The organism is Megasphaera vaginalis (ex Bordigoni et al. 2020), assembly GCF_900240295.1.
Lineage (GTDB): Bacteria > Bacillota > Negativicutes > Veillonellales > Megasphaeraceae > Megasphaera > Megasphaera vaginalis.
This window is the reverse complement of record NZ_OEQB01000002.1, coordinates 176,784-195,284: the sequence shown is the minus strand read 5'-3', so window position 1 is coordinate 195,284 and position 18,501 is coordinate 176,784. Positions and strand designations below refer to the sequence as shown.

General features: G+C 50.5%; 13 protein-coding genes and 1 pseudogene. All 14 read right to left on the bottom strand.

Translation table 11 applies throughout. The features are described 5' to 3' along the window. Positions 1-191: 191 nt before the first annotated feature. Positions 192-5,154 (bottom strand): annotated as a pseudogene (locus C0977_RS03545) (TonB-dependent receptor domain-containing protein). A 217-nt stretch (positions 5,155-5,371) separates the two neighbouring features. Beyond that, complete coding sequence (locus C0977_RS03540; RefSeq protein WP_023053522.1) at positions 5,372-6,313, bottom strand: helix-turn-helix domain-containing protein; 942 nt, start codon at positions 6,311-6,313, stop codon at positions 5,372-5,374. Between the two features lie 21 nt (positions 6,314-6,334). Then, positions 6,335-7,129 carry a pyridoxamine 5'-phosphate oxidase family protein gene (locus C0977_RS03535; protein ID WP_023053524.1) on the bottom strand — a complete coding sequence of 265 codons (795 nt, stop codon included), beginning with the start codon at positions 7,127-7,129 and terminating at the stop codon, positions 6,335-6,337. 56 nt (positions 7,130-7,185) lie between these two features. Continuing rightward, positions 7,186-8,910, bottom strand: a complete 1,725-nt coding sequence (locus C0977_RS03530; RefSeq protein ID WP_023053527.1) for an ABC transporter ATP-binding protein — start codon at positions 8,908-8,910, stop codon at positions 7,186-7,188. 58 nt (positions 8,911-8,968) lie between these two features. Further along, the gene (locus tag C0977_RS03525) at positions 8,969-9,883 is read right to left on the bottom strand and encodes a ChaN family lipoprotein (protein WP_081696491.1); all 915 of its coding nucleotides are present in this window, start codon (positions 9,881-9,883) and stop codon (positions 8,969-8,971) included. After that, positions 9,871-12,015, bottom strand: coding sequence for a TonB-dependent receptor plug domain-containing protein (locus tag C0977_RS03520; protein ID WP_234987561.1), 2,145 nt, complete (start codon positions 12,013-12,015; stop codon positions 9,871-9,873). Before C0977_RS03520 ends, C0977_RS03525 begins: the two co-directional genes overlap by 13 nt. 111 nt (positions 12,016-12,126) lie before the next feature. Beyond that, a complete protein-coding gene (locus C0977_RS03515; protein ID WP_023053516.1) occupies positions 12,127-12,930 on the bottom strand; it encodes an ABC transporter ATP-binding protein in 804 nt (267 codons plus the stop codon). Continuing rightward, a complete protein-coding gene (locus C0977_RS03510; protein WP_101912555.1) occupies positions 12,927-13,934 on the bottom strand; it encodes a FecCD family ABC transporter permease in 1,008 nt (335 codons plus the stop codon). The genes C0977_RS03515 and C0977_RS03510 overlap by 4 nt, the downstream gene beginning before the upstream one ends. Then, on the bottom strand, positions 13,934-14,893 hold the full coding sequence (locus C0977_RS03505) for an ABC transporter substrate-binding protein (RefSeq protein WP_101912458.1): 960 nt from the start codon (positions 14,891-14,893) through the stop codon (positions 13,934-13,936). The genes C0977_RS03510 and C0977_RS03505 overlap by 1 nt, the downstream gene beginning before the upstream one ends. Before the next feature lie 310 nt (positions 14,894-15,203). Beyond that, positions 15,204-15,449: an ABC transporter substrate-binding protein gene (locus tag C0977_RS03500; RefSeq protein WP_145995067.1), complete on the bottom strand. Its 246-nt coding sequence runs from the start codon at positions 15,447-15,449 to the stop codon at positions 15,204-15,206. Next, positions 15,385-16,152: an ABC transporter substrate-binding protein gene (locus tag C0977_RS03495; RefSeq protein ID WP_159459023.1), complete on the bottom strand. Its 768-nt coding sequence runs from the start codon at positions 16,150-16,152 to the stop codon at positions 15,385-15,387. The genes C0977_RS03500 and C0977_RS03495 overlap by 65 nt, the downstream gene beginning before the upstream one ends. Positions 16,153-16,384: 232 nt before the next feature. Next, positions 16,385-16,837, bottom strand: coding sequence for a flavodoxin family protein (locus C0977_RS03490; protein ID WP_023053514.1), 453 nt, complete (start codon positions 16,835-16,837; stop codon positions 16,385-16,387). 164 nt (positions 16,838-17,001) lie between these two features. Beyond that, positions 17,002-17,145, bottom strand: a complete 144-nt coding sequence (locus C0977_RS03485) for an acetyl-CoA hydrolase/transferase C-terminal domain-containing protein (RefSeq protein WP_234987560.1) — start codon at positions 17,143-17,145, stop codon at positions 17,002-17,004. A gap of 180 nt (positions 17,146-17,325) precedes the next feature. Then, complete coding sequence (locus C0977_RS03480; protein ID WP_101912454.1) at positions 17,326-18,501, bottom strand: M20/M25/M40 family metallo-hydrolase; 1,176 nt, start codon at positions 18,499-18,501, stop codon at positions 17,326-17,328.

Below are 18,501 nucleotides of genomic sequence, written 5' to 3'. Positions count from 1 at the left end.
TCATTTATCAATATAATTGTATTATAAATTTTTCCTAATTATTTTTCTACTCCATTTAGTTCTAAAAAGCTCCATTCGAACACCGACTTGCCTTTTTTACTAAAAAAACAGAAACACTCCTTTGCCGCAACAAAACCCTTGCAGCAAAGGAGTGTAAGCAAGTAGTTTCCCCTGTACGAAACTACTTATTATTAAAATTTATAAGTCATTTGCAGCCGCGTATAGTTTCCGAGTCGGAAATTTTCCGGACCGTAAAGCGTGTCACGACGGTTAATGCCTTTAGCGTCAAAGGTATAGAACGCTTCCAGCAGGAAATTCTTTGCCGGAACATAACCACCGCCGAAGGTAAAGCTGCTGATGCCGTCCAGGTACCGATCCGGTAAGGCTTCGGTTCCGTTGCCTCCGAAGAAGGAGCCGTGTTGGAAGTACTTGTAGTCGACGAAGGCATTCCAGCTGCCGGCGACATTCGTATCGGTTTGGCCGATGTCGAGGCGCGCCGTCCAAAAATGCGGAATACCGCCATTTTCATGGCCGCACAGATCAAAGTCTGCCGTGCCGCGTTCATGCCTGTACATACTCCGGCCATTCATATACCGGCCAAAATCAGTTCTATTCTGTCCATAGTCAAAGGAAATCGAAGTATTGGCACCAATTTGGTATTTTGCACCGATACCGATGACATTTGCCAACGAGTCGAAACGATGACGTTCATTATTTTTACCGTTCGCGTTGAGGAACGTATGGATATCATCGCCTATTGAGCGCAAGTACCAGGCCTGTACGCCAAGCCGCGGTGTAATTTCATGCTTGGCCTGTACAAATATCGCCTTATCCAGCTCCGGAATCCGATCCCGTTCCAGCATTGTCCCTTCCGTTTTAATCAGATTGCCGACAATCTTGCCAATGGATTCACGGGGTAAGCGATTTCCGCTTTCAGTGGCTTCCAATACCGTTTCCATCCGATTGAAAAATTCGAACATAAGGTGCGGCATTGCCCAACCGTATTGCGGATCGCTGTTCGTATCAACGTAATTGGCCTTATATAACCCATCTAAAAGATCAATCGGCGTAATGACATTGCTGGAATCATATCCCGGTACGGAATGATAACTGTCAATGGTGACAATAGCATCTACCCCGGCAAACTCGTAATCTTCACGTTTGCTTGCATCACTTTGATATAAAACACCGGCCTTGTCTCTACCGTTATATTTCACATACGTGTACGAGGAACCTAACTCGTCATCAGTCTTACCGTTCCAATTGGACGTCGCATAAACCTTTGCGATTTTTGAATAGGCCGCTAATAACGTATCTTTATTGGCCTCGATATAATTCCGTCCGCGCAGTGCATTTTCATTGCTTAAAGTAATGGAGACATCTTTGTTGACTTCTTTTTTCAAGGCCTTTATTTCATCACTGTCCCAAGCATCAATTCTATTGCTGTAATACAAGTCTACTTTTTGCAGCTTTTCTTCATGCGTCTTTTTATTTCTGATTTTATATAACACGTACCCAGATGCAGGAGTCCGCAACGCAAAGCTTTGTTGAGAAAGGTCTTCTCCATATGCTTGTTTAACAATACGTTGCATCCGTTGAAGTACGGCCAACTTATCCGCTTCCGTAGCCTTGGGATCTTCGCAAACATCCCGCAATTGCTGGAGGAAGAACAGGGAATCCGTTTTCCCCTTATATGCCGTCTCATAGGTTTTATCCAGCGTCGTACCTTTTTGCACGGCATATGGCATTTCATCTTTATCAATACCAACTAATTCCATAATAGTAGGAGGTCGGAAGAAGGTCGCATGGACAGCGTGCGTATACGCCGAATCAGGAATGCCGGTACTGTGGGTAAACGTACCGTAACCAAGGCGGATCTGTGTCTCTTTGCCTGTCCAGACAGCCCGAGCACCGTCAAATTCCTTGCCGAACCAATATCCCGTTACCCCCATCGGTTCCGTCAGGCGACCTATGGAAAAGTCCCATTTATGCGCCCGCTGCGTAAGATCAACACGATCGAGACGGCGATGCTTAATGCCTTTAGCGCTTTCCGTTTCGTAAGACGTATCGACACCGCTTTCTCCGGAAGCACTGCCGACGACGGTAAGGTTCGTATTTTCACTGAGACGAGCGTCAACGCCAAGGCGAACCCGCTGTTCAAAACCGTGTTCGCCTTGATCCTTCATATTTGCCGCTGCCGTACCGACGTAGGTATCGGCACGGTATCTCGATTGAGGCCGGTTCGTACCGTCATGAACCTTCCAACGGGCACGATACTCTCCCATTAGTTCCGCGCCGCGCTCTTTTTCCGTATCAAAGGGACGATCCAAGAACCCTTGCAGCAAGACCGGCGCCACGTTAGCCTTGCCGGCCTTATCTTTCGGTACAAAGACCCTTTCTTTTGCTTTCCGGCTGAACCCCAATTTAAGGTTAACGCCGAAGCGATATACTCGTTCTTGGGTCGCCCGATCGTCGTCGCGATGGTTGAAGACATTATTGACACCGAAATAAGCGATGGAATCTTCATCAAACTTCTTTTGGAACAGGAGATTCCAAATCCCAAAAGTCTTTTCCTGGTAAACGCGTTTATTGTAGACGGCGCCTTCACCATCTAAAATATCGGGCCAATAATTCGCACTGTCCGCCAACGTATTGCTGTCGAGCATCCGAATATAGTAATCGCCCCATATTGAAGCTCCCCAGCCGCTGACGGGATCGTCAAAGGTCAGGCCAATGTCCACTTTATGCATCGGTTTATCCAGCAAGCGATGCGGCATTTGAGGATCACTCTTATTGATAGCGTGCAGATACGTATACCCGAGCTTTGCGCTCCAATGGTTTCCCAATTTCTGCCGCACTTCCGCTTCCAGCCCCGTAATTTCGGCTCTGCCGATATTTTTAAAACTGTAAATCATGTCGGGAGCGCGCTGATACTTCCGATCACCATGCAAATACGGTGCAAAGTCCATCAAGGCTCCCGTGTAGTACACCGACATATAGTTTTTAATTCGGTTATGGAAAATTCCTAGGCGAGCGTAGGTGTTTTTATTTTCTCCTTCCACACTCATATCGAAATTCAGTGATTTTTCCGGCTTCAAGTTCGGATTACCGGCCCAATACCAACCTAATTTTGCATAACCGACTCCGACGGGATTGCTGGCGTACATTTCCCAATTATACCAAAGCTCGCCCATTCCCGGTTCCGTATAGCCAGTTCCGATATTGGCTTTAAACCGTCGATGTGCATTGCCGGCAACAGTATAGGTCAAGCCCAAATTGCCGGAAAGATTGCTGCCGAAAAGATTGCTGTGATCGTAGCGAAGTGTCGGCACGATGATCGTATCCGGATTAACTTGCCACATATCGGAAAGGAAGACGTTATGCTTAGTAATTTTGCCGCTGCCAACCGTAATCCGCTGATTACGGTTACGAAATTCTTCAAGGAATTTTTTGCCGTTTAATGTCGGTGCTTCGGCGCGTTTTTTTGCATCTGACGATTCGCCATATTCAAAATACGCGCCGACAATATTCCCTCCTTTATAACCGGGGTTCTCTTTCGTCAACTTATGGTACATCGCCTCATATCGCTTGGCAATATCCGAATCAGCCGCTACGACAGCGCCGTTCGGCATGTGAACGGTACCGTCATATTCTGTTTTTATTACCCAGCTCGTTTTGCCCGTACTCCAATCGGTTTTCTCCTCCCTCATTCCTTTATCGCCTAATTTATAGTTCTCATAGTCTTCGTACTTAATCGGCGCAATCGTTTTGGCATTTCCCTTTTCTTCGCCGTAATATTCATAGTTGATATCCCATTGCGGCATGCCCGATGCATCGTTGCCGTCAAATTTGTAATCATGGATGTGCGAATAAATCCGCGTACTCGTATCGCCTTTTTTGCGAACCAGACGGTCTAGTTTATCGACGAGCAGATTTTTATCATAGTCCCAGGCATCGATGTACTTTGTCCGTGTGTGAGGTGAGCTTTTCAGGCGGCTGCCTTCGCCTTCTTCATGAGAATAGCCGATGCCGTAATTGAGCATATGCCTGTCATTGATCTGCGTATTGAACGACGTCTGTAAATTATATTGCCGGTGATCAACGTCATCGACATAACGAAGTTCGTTTTTCCCTTCATACGCAGACCGCCCAAAATAGTTGATCAAGGCAACATCGTCTTCTTTCATTCGCGTATAATTTCCTTCTACGGTCCAATCCGTATTGCCGCGGCGGCCTTTCCACGCCAAATTAAACGTATTTCTGTCGGCATTTCTCTTAAAATGCTGCTGCGGTTCCAAATCGGAATCGGAATGCTTGACATCGCGAACCAAATCTTCCGTATATCTGTCAAATTTAAAATCGAGAGAATTATTTTTATTAATATCGTAAGAGCCGGTCAACCCGACATCGGACGCATTCCCATAATACCGCAACACATTCGGATCAAAACTACGCTCCTTGTAGTCAAAACTCAGCCCGGATTTACGGCGGCCGTTACTGGCAAGAACAGGCAATAGCCCGCTTATTTCCGAAAATACCTAAGCGCACATTACCGATCTTCCCTGTATCTGCCCGTAAGAAAATATTTTGAAACGGCGTGATGTCACCATCGCCGGCACGCCGCAATCCTTCGGCATTAACTTGAAATCCCGCCGTATCGCGTGCCTTTTTCGTCACAATGTTCACTACACCGCCAATGGCGTCAGATCCGTACTTTGCGCTGGCCGCCCCTTGAATGATCTCAATGTGGTCGACATTTTCCGTACCGAGGCGCATGACTTCATCGGCAGCACCCGAATATTTTGCCAAGTCGCCCATAACCGGCTGCCCGTCAACGAGGATCAACGTATGCCGCGGTTCAGCGCCGCGGATTGACACCCCGACTCGCCCCATGGCATCAACAGTGCGCGATACTCCCGTTTCACCGAAAATGATATCCTCTACGGATTTGGCCTGTTTCTTCTCAATATCTTCGTGCGTAATCACCGATACCTGTTGTGATTCCCATTTCGCCGCTTCCTGCGCCGCGTTGGCCTGTACCTGTATATCTCGCGTCGTTACATCGGCGGCATAGACCGGTACCGCCAGCCAGGCTGCAACGGCAGCTGTCAGCAGCACCTGCCGCAATGACTTTTCACCAGTTTTCCCGTTCATAACTTCATCCTTTCTCAGTTCCAGCATTTTTGTACAGTCGTACTTACAGCAATACAGCCGAGATCTTCAACTGTCGCTTCTATACTTTAGATTGATTCTCACTATCCGTACTATATCAAATAGTTCTGCTTCCTTCTACTCCATTCAGTTCAAAAAAGCTCCGTTTGGACATCGAAATTATTAAAAAAAGTCCTTCTCAAGATGAGAAGGACTTTTTTTAATAATTTCGTCTGAATTCTCCCGGCAGACGTCCCGTTATTTTTTGGAAGGCAACGGCAAATTTGCTGCCATTTTCGTAGCCTACCTTATTGGCAATTTCCAAAATGCTGTTTTGCGTGTGGATCAATTGCTTCTTCGCCTGGCCGATGCGGTATTCCTTGATATATTGCGGAATCGTACATCCGTAAACGCCTTTAAAGCATTTTTTCAGTGTCGACGGGGCGATTCCATATTTTCTGGCCAGTTGCTCTACCGTAAAATGCCGCGCCATATGCTGCGTGATTTCCTGCTGAATGGCTTTCACGATATCGACCTGCTGCTTCGGAAATACGGGATTTCTTTTTACAGAAAGCTCATCAATAATGCTGAGAAACAGCAAAATTTCAAATACTTTTAAACGATAATACTGCGCCTTGATCCGTTCCGGCACATGATACAATTCATAGAAAAGGTGCTTAATTTCATCATTTTCCTGCATGATCAATGAAAATTCCGCCCCTTCCTCGCAAAAGCGGGAGCAAAAGAGGCGCAAATCAATCGAATCCTCGCCGAGGCGGGAATCCAAAACAGGCTGCGCCTGCGAAACGGAGACCAACAACGATACTCCATGATAGTGGGCAGCGGGAAAAAAGGCTTCATGGCAATAAGCCGTTCTCCGCCGCCAGCCGAAAGACATATCTCCCGGCCCCATGTACAGATATTCGCCGTTATGAAAGCTGCATTCGATCCGACCTTCTTCACAGTGGTTAATAGCGAACACATCTGCCATCGGCCTTCCTTCACACGAAAAACCCGGCATGTGCACGTCGGCATACATTAAAGAAATACCGGGATGAACAGCGTAATATCGCATTTTCGCCGTACCGGTTTCATCATGGATGGTAAACGTATGATCACGGCCAATGCCATGCAATCCTTTCATTTCCTCAACGTGTTTCATCTCTCCCCCTTTCTTTACTGATTATTGCCAGTAATACCGTTGATGCGCAAAACCACCGTCATTCTTAAATCCATGCCAGAGAAAATCTCCTGCCGTCAATGTCACGGCGATCAAGTGAAGAGGAACCGCCATGCCGGCCAGGCGTTCGACAGAAATTCCCCGCAATGCCGCCCCTTTCTCGTACAAGGGATGCCCTATCTCATAAACGGCGGCAATGCCATCCAGTCGCAGCCCGCCAATGTGACTGAAATCGATATAGTTATCAAATACGGCTATACTTACCCGGGGATTGCGGAAGATATTGGCAAATTTTTTGCCCCCTTCACTGAACAGGTATACAATGCCGTTGTCGTAACCATATTCGATCGTCGTATTTCTGACATCTTCTCCATACGACGTTGCCAGCGCACAAGTATTATGGTGCCGCAAGAAGTCTTCTATCCGTGCCAAAATGATTGACGGCGGCAACACATCAGCCGGCGGCATGGCATCCTGCAACGCTTCGACAACCGACTGTATCGTTTCCAGATCAACGCCGTCGCCGACGGCGCAGGAAAAATCAAATAAATCGAGGTCTTTTTCCTCCCCCTCGGCTCCAACCAATGCCAGCCATTTTCCTTTTTTTGCCGGCACCGCCGCAGCCAAAATTCCGCACTCTTCCGCACTCAAACCGACGGCGACGATCCGACCGTACGGCGTCAGTTCCGGCAAAGCCGCGACGGAAACAACACGGCTCATAGCCAAAATGCAGGCTGCGCGATATGCCAGCCGCTGGCTTCCTTCTTTTTTTCCATAAACAAATAACGTATTTCCCATTATGCATCTCTCCTCTATATTCTCTACACCGGACAGGCGCCATCACGCTCACACAGTCAACGTTTACCGCCGTCGATCTGCGCCGCCGCCAGCTCATAGTACACACCGCGCCGCGCCATCAGCTCCTGATGACTGCCGCTCTCGGCAATAACGCCGTTTTGCAGGACGAGGATCCTGTCGGCATCCTGTACCGTTGCCAGACGATGGGCAATGACCAGGGTCGTACGCTGCTCGGCAACCTTTTTCAGCGATTGTACGATTTGTTTTTCCGTCTCATTATCTAAAGCCGACGTGGCTTCATCCAAAATCAACACAGGCGGATTCTTTAAAAAAATCCGGGCAATAGCCAACCGCTGCTTTTGCCCTCCCGATAACTTGACACCCCGTTCGCCGATAAAACTTTCATAGCCGTCCGGCAATGCCTCAATAAAATCGGCAGCGTGAGCCGCAGCCGCCGCTTCTCGAATTTCAGCAAAGGAAGCGCCGCTTCTGCCAAAGGCAATATTATCGCCGATGGAATCGGAAAACAGAAAAACGTCTTGCGGCACAATGCCGATTGTCCGCCGCAAAAAGGACAATTCATATTGTCTGATATTAACGCCGTCCAAAAGAATCTCTCCCGACTGGAAATCGTAAAAGCGCAGCAGCAAGTTGGCAATACTGCTTTTACCCGCTCCGGTAGCGCCGACAACGGCAACCTTCTCGCCGGGCCGAATGTGCAGGTTGAAATCCGTAAGAACGGGGCGCACGCCGTCATAAGAAAAATTCACATGCCGAAAAACGACATCACCCTTGATCGGTCCGGCACTGATCGCCTTCTCATCGCCATAACACAACGGCGGTGCCGCCAACAGTTCCTGACAACGACGAAAGCCTGCCAAACCGCGCTGATAACGCTCTGTCAGCAACGTAAGCTGCATGATCGGACGAATAAAAAGCATCAGGTAAAGCAAATACGCGACCAGATCGGCGAACGTCAGCGATCCGCCCATGATCAGACAGGCGCCGATGCCGATAATCAGCAGATGAAGGGTATGAGAAAAAAAGGTCACGCTGCTGAGCAAATACGCTTCACAACGTACCGTTTTCGTCTGCGCATCCTGTACGCGACGACTGGCACATGCAAAACGCCGCCGTTCTCTCGCTTCATTGGCAAAAGCCTGTACCAGACGAACAGCGCCAAGACTTTCCGTCGCCAAAGCTCCTAAATTGCCCACTTCTCTTCGCGCTGCGTGGAAAGCGGTCTTCATCTTACCGTTGAGAATAATCGTATCAGCCGTTTTTACCAAAAGCAGGACCATGACAACGAGGCTCATCTGCCAATGAATATATACGAGACAGGCAGCGCCGCCAAGCATGGTAATCGTACAGACCACAAGCAGATTCGGTAACTGAAAGGCCAGCTCCCCGATCTCCGCAATATCGCTGATCAGACGCGACAGCAACTGCCCTACCTTCATATTGTCATAAAAAGAAAACGGCATGCCCTCCAAATGTGCAAAGAGCCTGCATCGCAAGTCATTTTCAATGGCACAGCCCATGGCTCGGCCGTAATAGTGAACGCCGAAAGTAACGGCTAGGCAAAGCAGATAGAGTGAAAACAGAAGAAATGACCGTTCCGCCAGCAAGTATCCGTCCTGCAAGGGCAACACATCTTGCAAAAGCTGTCGGATGAGCATGGGAAAAACAACTTCCAGAGCCGCCGTAACAACAGAACCGAGCATAACGGCAAAAACAATTTTCTTATACGGTCCATAACCGGCGACTAACGCGTGAATCATTCCAACTGCCCGCCTCCTGTGTACAGAAAGGCTGCAACACTGCTTTGCAGCCCCTCCGTCAATTGATAAACAAATAGTCTCCATAAGAACGATAACGCTGCAATACGTCTGCATTATCGCCTTCGCCCTTGCGAACAGCCGTGATCGCCGTCAGACGCCAGGCCGGCTGCAGTTGGTGCAGCTTCTCGATGACGCCCAGTCCTTCTTCGCCGTGAAAAGCGCCTTGAAGATGATAAATGATGGCTTGCGGATGGGCCGTCCCGTACGCCGACAAGGTTTCCGCCATCGTATCATCCTTCAGGCACTGCGCTTGATACAGCAAGGGAATGCGATCTTCTTCCACCTTCATGCCGACTTGCCCTATCCGGTTCATAACGGCAGTAAATTTTGCCGCATACGCTGCCGACCCCTTGCGCCGGACAAGCGGCAAATAGGCGCGCTCTTTTTCCGCCAGCTCCGCCAAGGAGCCGGTTCGCGCGTAAACGGCCGCTATACGCCGCGGAATATTGGCTGCCAACAGCGGCAGCCGATGCACCTTGGCAAATCGAACGATCGCGCTGTAATCCCGATCATAATTCGGCCAAGGGCGCGTTGCCGACAAAAATTCGGCCTCATCCGTCTCTCCATGCAAAAAAGCATCGACAGCAGGCTGCACATCCCGTTCAAACATTTCCATGGAAAGCACCAGTCTGTCGCCGTATTGCGCATACAAGGCCTGCAAAATGTCGTATTCGGCCGCATGGCAGTCCTCGCTGTCATGGAATTCATTGAAGAAGATGACGCGGGAACCACGCGCCGCCGCAGCCGGCGCTGCCGCCGTCGTCAAACGGCCAGATGCGGCTTCCAAGAAAAACGGGGGCGCAACAGTTGGAAAAGTAACGTCATGAGCTGCAACTGTTGTCAAAAAAAACGACAACACTGCCGCCATAACCGCCGCTTTCCACCCGGCACCCTGCATCCTTACCAGCGCCATTCCGCACCAATACGCCAGAAGCGGCCGTCAACGTATAAGTCATCCACCTTTTTATTGAGAATATTCTCCACGCCGCCATAAACGGAAATATCCTTCGTCACGTGCTTGTCAAACGAAAAATTCAGTGTATTATACGTGTAATCCTGGTCATTCAGCCGGTACTTGTCGGAGAATTGATCCCAAAGAATCGCGCTGAATCCTTTATCCGCGTTATGGTCATCGTAAATAAGCTGCAGCGTCGTCGTATTCTTCGCCCGGTTATTCAGCCGCTGATGCGACCGCTGATTCACTGCATCCAGATAATTGTGCGTCAGCTTAACGGTCCAGCGATTATTCAAACGCTTGCCAACTTCCGCTTCCACACCGTTTATCCCGGCCTCGTTTACGTTGATATAGTGATAATCGGAATCGGTCCCGGCAATCTTATCCGTCGTAATCAAGTTGCTGACATCATTGTTAAAATACGTCACCTTGCCGAACCAGGCGCCCTTTTCCATTTCGACGCCGAAGTCGTAGCTGCGGGATTTTTCCGGTTTCAAATCAGGATTGCCATAAATATTGACAGACATGGGGCCCATCGATCGATGCATACGCATATACATTTCGCTGATAGACGGCGCTTTGTAGCCACGACCGTAATTGGCTTTAAATCGCCAATAAGGATTGATCGCATACGTCAGTCCTAAACGGGGTGTCGTTTCCGAGCCGAAGCGGCTGTTATGCTCATAGCGCAGAGACGGCACCAAATAAAGCTTGTCGTTGATCTGCCATTGATCCTGTATAAAAGCGGCGTAAGAATTAACACCATGTGTTTCCGCCCGTTTGTTGACGCCTGTCGGCGAATCGCTAAGACGTGTGCCCTTATACTCCAGCGTTCGGTATTCACCGCCAAAGGTCAGGTTATGGTTCTCACCGATGTACAGCGTATCCTGCGCTTCCGTGACCCACGTGCTGTATTTGGCGTAATCCGTATCTTCTTTCGCATACTGGGCGCCATAGTCATAATCAATAAAAGGAAACCCTATTTTAGGAATCAACATAGGCGGCACGTTGACCCGTACTTTTTCCTTCGGCAGCACACGATCGTTATACAGATGGGAATCCTTTTTCAATTCGTTATAATAGGAACGGAACGTATAGGCATTTCGTTTCGTTTTTCCTGTATATTCTACGCTGAAGCCATATTGGTCGTTGTGATACCATTCCCGTTTATTTTTATTCGTCAAGACCCAATCTTTCGGCGCTTTCGGAAACGGTCCCATTTGCATCAAATACCCGTCGCCAACATAAATATGGGATTTCGTATCCGCAAAATCGGAACGCGCATCTTCATTCATAAGATCGACATCAAACCGCAGCTTATTCTTGTTCGCGTTTTCAAAATCATACTGCGAAACCAAATGGAACATACGGCGTGTGCCATAAGAGCCGGTATTCCCGTCCGTCACGGAAGACACCTGGTGCGTCATCGGATTCAACGATTCACTGTGCGTATAGCGATTATGCCTTCGTTCTTGTTCGATACGGCCGTCAAAGCTTGTCGTCCAACGTCCGTGCTTGCCGAAATTGAAATTAAAAGCGCCGGCAGTCAACGAAGAACCGGTCACCATACCGACATTACCGCCGGCCTTTTCAGGCACCTTCGTGATCACGTTGATGACGCCGCCCATGGCGTCTGACCCGTAAAGCGAGCTGGAAGGGCCGCGAACGATTTCAACGCGTTCAATATCATCAACATTTAGCCGCTGCAAGTTGTATACATTTGTCGTCACATTTGTATCTTCGGCGGCATACCGTTTGCCGTCGACGAGAATCAGCACGTGATTGGTGCTCATACCGCGAATCTGTACGGCATTTCCGGTCATGGTTGCCTTCGATAAATTCAAGTTATTCGCCAAAGCCAACGCCGTCAGGAGATCGTCAGCCCCCATTCGCCGCATATCATCGGCAGTGATCACTTCTACGGCCTGCGGCTCCGTCCGAATTTCCTCCGCCGTTTTAGATGCCGTAACGATGATATCCCTGCTCTTCATCGTCTTGTCCGCCGTCTCTTCCGCCAGGGCGCCGTGGCAAACCCCGCCTGTACATAAGGCGGAAATAATAACGGCACGCAGTATATATTCTTTTCTCACCAAATCATCTCCTTTTGTCATTATTCTTACCAAGTCATACATTCTTTATGCTGACGCAACGGTCCGATGCATGCCTGTCTTCGGTGAAGATGCCATGAGCACGTCTCTTCTCTAGGTCATGCCGCACTCCGTCTTATACGGCACACAAACAAGCTGCGTCACATCGCCCTCGCCTACCTTCAATACCGTGGCTTTAACCTGGTACAGCGCTTCTAAAACAGGCTGTACAAACACCTCTTCCACAGAACCGTCCGCCATGACGGCGCCGTCTTTCACCGCAATCAGCCGCTGACTGTACCGGGCGGCATAGTTTAAATCGTGCATTACCATGATCACCGTAATCCGCAAAGTCTGGTGAAGCTGCCGGATCAGTTCCATCAGGTCCAACTGATAATGAATATCCAAATATGTCGTCGGTTCGTCGAGCAGCAAAATCTGCGGTTCCTGGGCCAGCGCCATTGCCAACCAAGCCCGTTGCCGTTCGCCGCCGGAAAGCGCTGCAAGCGGACGGTCGGCCATCGTTTGCAACCCCGTTGCCGCCAACGCATTGTCAATAGCCTCCCGATCTGTCTCCTGCAATTGGGAAAACGCCGACTGGTACGGTATCCTGCCGCAAGCAGCCAAATCACGGACCGTCATATCGCCGGGAGCCTGCGCCGACTGCGGCAAAACGGAAAGCCGTTTGGCCGTTTCCGCCGACGGCCATGAACGAATATCGTCGCCGTTTAAATAAACGGTGCCGCAACGAGGTTTCAGCAAGCGTCCCAAAGCCTTGAGCAAAGTTGACTTGCCGGAGCCGTTCGGCCCAATAATAGATACGATCGCCGGCTCCATAAACGACAAATTAATATGTTCCGCAACGGCACGATCGCCGTACCCCAGCGCAACATCGCACATTTCCAAAGTATCACTCATGTTCTCATTCTCCGCTTCAACAGATAAAGGAAAAAAGGAGCTCCCAAAAAGGAAAGGAAAATTCCCACAGGCACCTCGACGGGACTGAAAGCCGTCCGGGCAACGATATCCGCACCGATAACCAGAACGGCACCGAAAACAGCTGAAGCCGGCAAAAGAAATTCAAAGTCGGATCCCACGAGCAGACGCATAATATGTGGAACGACCAGCCCGACAAATCCCAGCAGGCCGGCTACGCTGACTGCAGATGCCGCCAGCAGCGCGGCGATGGCGACGAGAAAAAAACGTGTCCGTTCCACGTGTAAGCCCAGAGAAGCGGCCACATCATCACCCAGTTGCAAGGCGTTGAGCTTACGGTAGCTCCACAACGCCACGACAATGCCGAAAGCGCTATATGGCAGGATCATGAAAACATGCTGCCAACTCGCACCGGCAAAACCGCCGGCCATCCAATTGACGGTGCCTTGAATTTTATCGGAAAAAAACACTGACAGCGCCGCCGTGCCGCCGCCGAAAAAGGCGGCAATAGCGACACCGGCCAAAATGAGCCGTAACGGGTTGATGCCGCGTTCCCAAGCCAGGAGAAAAACGGCGGCAGCGGCCGCCAGCGCCCCCAGGAAGGCGGCGAAAGGAACCAGATACGTCATTTCAGGTACGACCAGCATCAGCGCCATCGCCGCCAATCCGGCGCCGGCCGTAACGCCGATAATGCCGGGATCAGCCAGCGGATTACGCAATATTCCCTGTAGTATGCATCCTGCCAGCGCCAGATTTGTCCCCGTCAGCGCCGCACAAAAAACGCGCGGCAGACGGAGATAATAAATAATGCGATAATTTTCACCTTGCCCGCCGCCGGTCAAAACCTGCCATATTTCCGTCATTGTCATCGAAACGGCGCCGGCGGCAATACCGATAAAAAGGAGAACAACCAGTATCATCGGTCCGGCTGCCAAGACGGCATACCGTAAGGCCAGCCGTTTATCCGTTGTTTCGTTACGCAGCATCATTGCGCCGCACCGTTTCCATACAAATCGTTATACAATACGTCAAAGGCTTCGGCAATGCGCGTCCCGGGATTCACGGCAAACAGCTCTCCCGGCAAATAATAAATTCTTCCTTGCTGCACGGCACTGACTCCTTGCCAAAGTGAACTTCCGGCCATTTCCTCTTGGAAATTTTCAATGATTGCCGGACGTTTTACCATACTGATAAACAGGATAACTTCCGGATCGCGCTTTGCAATATATTCCATACTCAAAGGCACAAAACCACTTTCCATTTCCGCCGCTCCGTCAGCAATATTGACGCCGCCAAGTTGTGTCAGCAAATCACCGCTGAAAGACTTGCTCGTCGCCATACTGAAGCTGCCCGGTGCGCCGAAGATAATTAACGTTCGCGGACCTTCTTTCCCTTCTGTACGGGAAAAAATCTGCCGGTGTACCTCTTCAATACGCGCGGCTTCCGCTGCCGCCTTTTTCTCCTGTCCCGTCAGCTCGCCGTAAAAGCGCAGCGTTTCCAATACATCATCATAAGAATCAAGCGCATTGATATACAACGGAATCCCCGCTTTTTCCAACGTAGCCCGCAAATTGTTATGGAATGGGACATTGACCCCGATAACCAGATCGGGATTTAATGACAAAATCGTTTCAACGTTTGGATTATGAATGATACCGACTTCCGTAACGTCCTTCGTCTTTTCCTGCAACGTCGGCGAGACGGACTCCGACGACGGCTTACCGACAGCCGTACCTCCTGCCGCATAATACATGTCCATGTTGGACACATTCAGAAAAACGACGCGTTGCGGATGTACCGGAATGTTTACGACCGTTCCCGTACTGTCCGTAACCTGCCGCACCGCCCTATTACCGCCGCTACTTCCGTACAGTCCCAGCCAGCCGATCAACACCACAAGGCAGCAAGCCACTGTAATCCTCAACATACGTATTGGCTTTCCCAAAAAATCGCCTCCTTCTTAGATAATGACATCTATTATCATTCAAATGAGATTGTACTTTTTTTCTCTATTGTTGTCAAATAAAATTAATATAACACCAATATTTTCGCCATCAACGGCTCGCCGCTATTGTTTTCCCGAACAATGAAAATAAGGGGCTGTAACCGGATAAACTCATCCGGTTACAGCCCCTTATTTTCATCTTCGATAGCAACAGGCCGTCATGCCTCGTATCACAAATGCAGAACACCGCTGATAATTGTACCGACTGTCGATTACATGGAAAGGATCGCGACTCGCCGCCTGCACCGCCCTATTTCGTACTGTACACCCGACAATAGAGGACGGCCATCGCTTTGGCTATGCGCGATCCGGGATTGACGGCAAAGAGATCGCCGGGCAGAAAACGAACTCGGCCGTTGCGGACGGCGCTGAGACGCTGCCAGATATTTCCTGCCGTCATATCCTTGCGGAACGAATCCACTACGGCCGGATCATGCACCATGTTGATGAAGAGGATGACCTCCGGATCGGCTGCGGCAATATAGGCTTCGTCCAAGGGAACCAGCGGCGCCTTGCTTAACGAAATCGGCAATGTTACCACCGCCGATTTCGTTAAGCAAGGCGCCGCTGAAGGATCTTCCCGTAGCCATCTGTAAGGCCTCGCGCGTGCCGAAAAGGATCAAGGTCCGCGGCGCTTTTTTACCGATCGCTTTATCGTGAACGACGGCATACTCTTTGGCGATCGTCTTTTCCAAGGCCGCCGCCGTATCTTCCTGTCCCGTCAGGCGGCCGAAAAAACGCAGCGTCTGCAAGACGTCATCATACGTATGCAGGCGGTTAATATAGAGCGGTATTCCTTCTTCCGCCAAACTGTTACGCAAGCTGCGGTGGAAGGGAACATCGTCACCGATAACCAGATCGGGTTGCATAGCGGCGATCTCTTCCACACTCGGCTGATAAACGGAACCGACAGCAGGAATATCCTCTACCTTTTCCGCCAGCTCCGGCATCAAAGAAGAGGTCAGCGGCCTGCCGACAACAGTTCCGCCGGCGCCGTAATACAGATCCAGATTGGACGCGTTCAAAATGACGACGCGCTGCGGATGGGCGGGCAGCAGCACGACGGCGCCCGTACTGTCCGTCAGCCGCTGCATGATTCCTGACCGGCCAGTAGTCTTTCCCCAGGAAACCCAGGCTACGGCGCAAACAAAAGCAGCAGCCAGTATAATAGTGAAAAAGCGAACATACCTGTACGACATAGTCCCCTCCGGATCAAGCTCAGCTGTACCGCGACATCTCCCGATTCGTAAAAAAACTGCTGCAAGACCCGCCTGCAGCAGTATGCACCTTAATTTTATCATTTTTTTTTACGCCGTGCCACTTCTCCGCGCAAAAGAGCGTCCCCGTTTTCGCAGCCCCAAGCGCAATGACGGCAACGTCCCCCGGCCCCGTAAGGCCTGCGATCACAAAACGGTTCCGCCGCTGCCGCAATCAAGCGGCCAGAATACGGCTGAACGTGTTTTCCGCGAACAGCCGGGCCCCGCTCAAGTCCATATCATGAGGCGTCTCCGTAATCATATCCATAAAATGTTCTTTTGATTGCACTATAGTAATATAGGTTCCGTCTACACGGCTGCCCGGCGGCAGAATCTCAATGGCATTATGCAGGCTCTTGGACGCTTCATCGGAAAACGGATCTTCCGCCATGGTGGCAAATACGGCGATGTGCTTGTTGTGAAGCTTTCCCAGTACTTGCTGAGAACCTTCGTCAGCTACGCCGTCATGTACCCAGCAGCCGAAAAACACGCAGTCATAGGAGTCAATATCATCAGGAATATGCTCGACGGAAACGCAAGGCGTCCCTTGCGGCAAACCGCTGGCTACAGCTTCGGCAACAGCTTTCGTCCGTCCCGTGAATGAGGAATACAAAACAATCGACTTCATAACGATCTCTCCTTTCAGCAGATTCTTCGTTTATATTGATAATTTATTTCATCTATTCTTTCCGATTAAATAGTACCATTACAGTCTTCTTTCGTCAATTGTAATTACAACAAAAAAAGAGAGAAGAAAAAAAATTTCTTCTCTCTTGTATCTTTCCATCAACGTCAGGCTCCGGCAAGCTCTTTTCGAAAGTCCTGATGAGCAATGGCAAGCAACGCTTCCCGCCGCTGTTGCAGGCTTTTCCCTTTTAACTGCGCAATGCCGTATTCCGTGACCACATAATCGACGTCGTTGTGTGACGTCGTCACGGCTGCGGCCGTCAAGGCGGCGGTCAGTCATTGCGACTCGCCGCAGGCGTGAGTCAGAATCACGCTGTCGCCGGAATGTACTTTTCGGACGGCTTCGGCAGGCGTTACGATCTTTTCGGCATAAACTTCTTTCCAACTCATTACGCGCACTTTCTTTGCTGTGAAATGCTTTCTCCTTCTTTATCTCGTTCCTTCCAGAAAACCCTGTTTGACCTTCTCACGGACAGCGCCGTCGGCCGCCAGCTTAAACAAAATTCGCCCGATAATATCGGCGCCGCTGACGATAACGGGTTCTACGTCTTTGCGCTGCACCATTTCGGCGATCTCCCGCGTATGGCCCGGATAGTACGTATCCCCCATAGCCAGGTGAAGATGAACTGCCGGACACTGATAGCTGACATTGCCGATATCGGAACTGCCGCCGCAGACCGGTTCCGTAAACGGTATGTCCAGATCCCGTAGGACGCTGCGCGATATTTCCGTCAGCGGTTCGTTCCAAAGAAGGTCGTCAAAAGCGCAGCCGACTTCTTCGACGTCATAGGTCGTCTCCGTCGCCAAAGCCGCCCCTCTGACGCAGTTCATGACCCGTTTGATCAGTTGATTTAAATAAGGCCGTTCACTATGGCGGATACAACATTCTATCTCGGCAAGGTCAGGCACGACGTTTGAAGCCGAACCGCCGTTGCGGATACACGACGCCAACCGCGTTTCGGGCCGCACGTGCTGCCGCAGCATATCCATGGCATGCAAAGCCAACATGGCCCCGTTCAAGGCGTTGCGCCCTTGCCACGGCACCGCCGCGGCATGCGCCGTCTGACCGTGAAAGCGAATAAGAAAATCATTCAACGCCAAAAAACGGCAGTTAGGATTCGTCTCATTTGCCGACACATGCACCATGACAGCCACATCGTAAGCCTTAAATACATCGGCGCGGCACATGATAACTTTGCCGCCGTGCAGTTCCTCGTCAGGCGTGCCGATAAGATCGACATCAAAGGGCAGCCCCTCCGCTTGCCCCAAGCGCCGCAGCGCTGCCGCAGCCAAAAAGCTGATCGCACCGTTAGCCGCATGACCGCAGCCGTGGCCGATATCGGGAAGGGCATCGTACTCAGCCAGTACGGCGGCCCTGAAAAGCGGCCGCTCGGCACGCCAGGCGGCGGCACGAAAGGCAGTCGGCTGCTGCGTAAACCGTTCCTCCGTCGCCATGCCCAAAGCACGGCATTCCCGAACGAAAGCGGCGCAGGCATGATATTCCGCTCCCGACAGCTCGGGATCGCCGGCAATCTGATAATTCAAGGCAAAGGCCTTGCCGCAATATTCCTGCAACGCCTCTTGCCATCGTTTTTCCCCATCCAT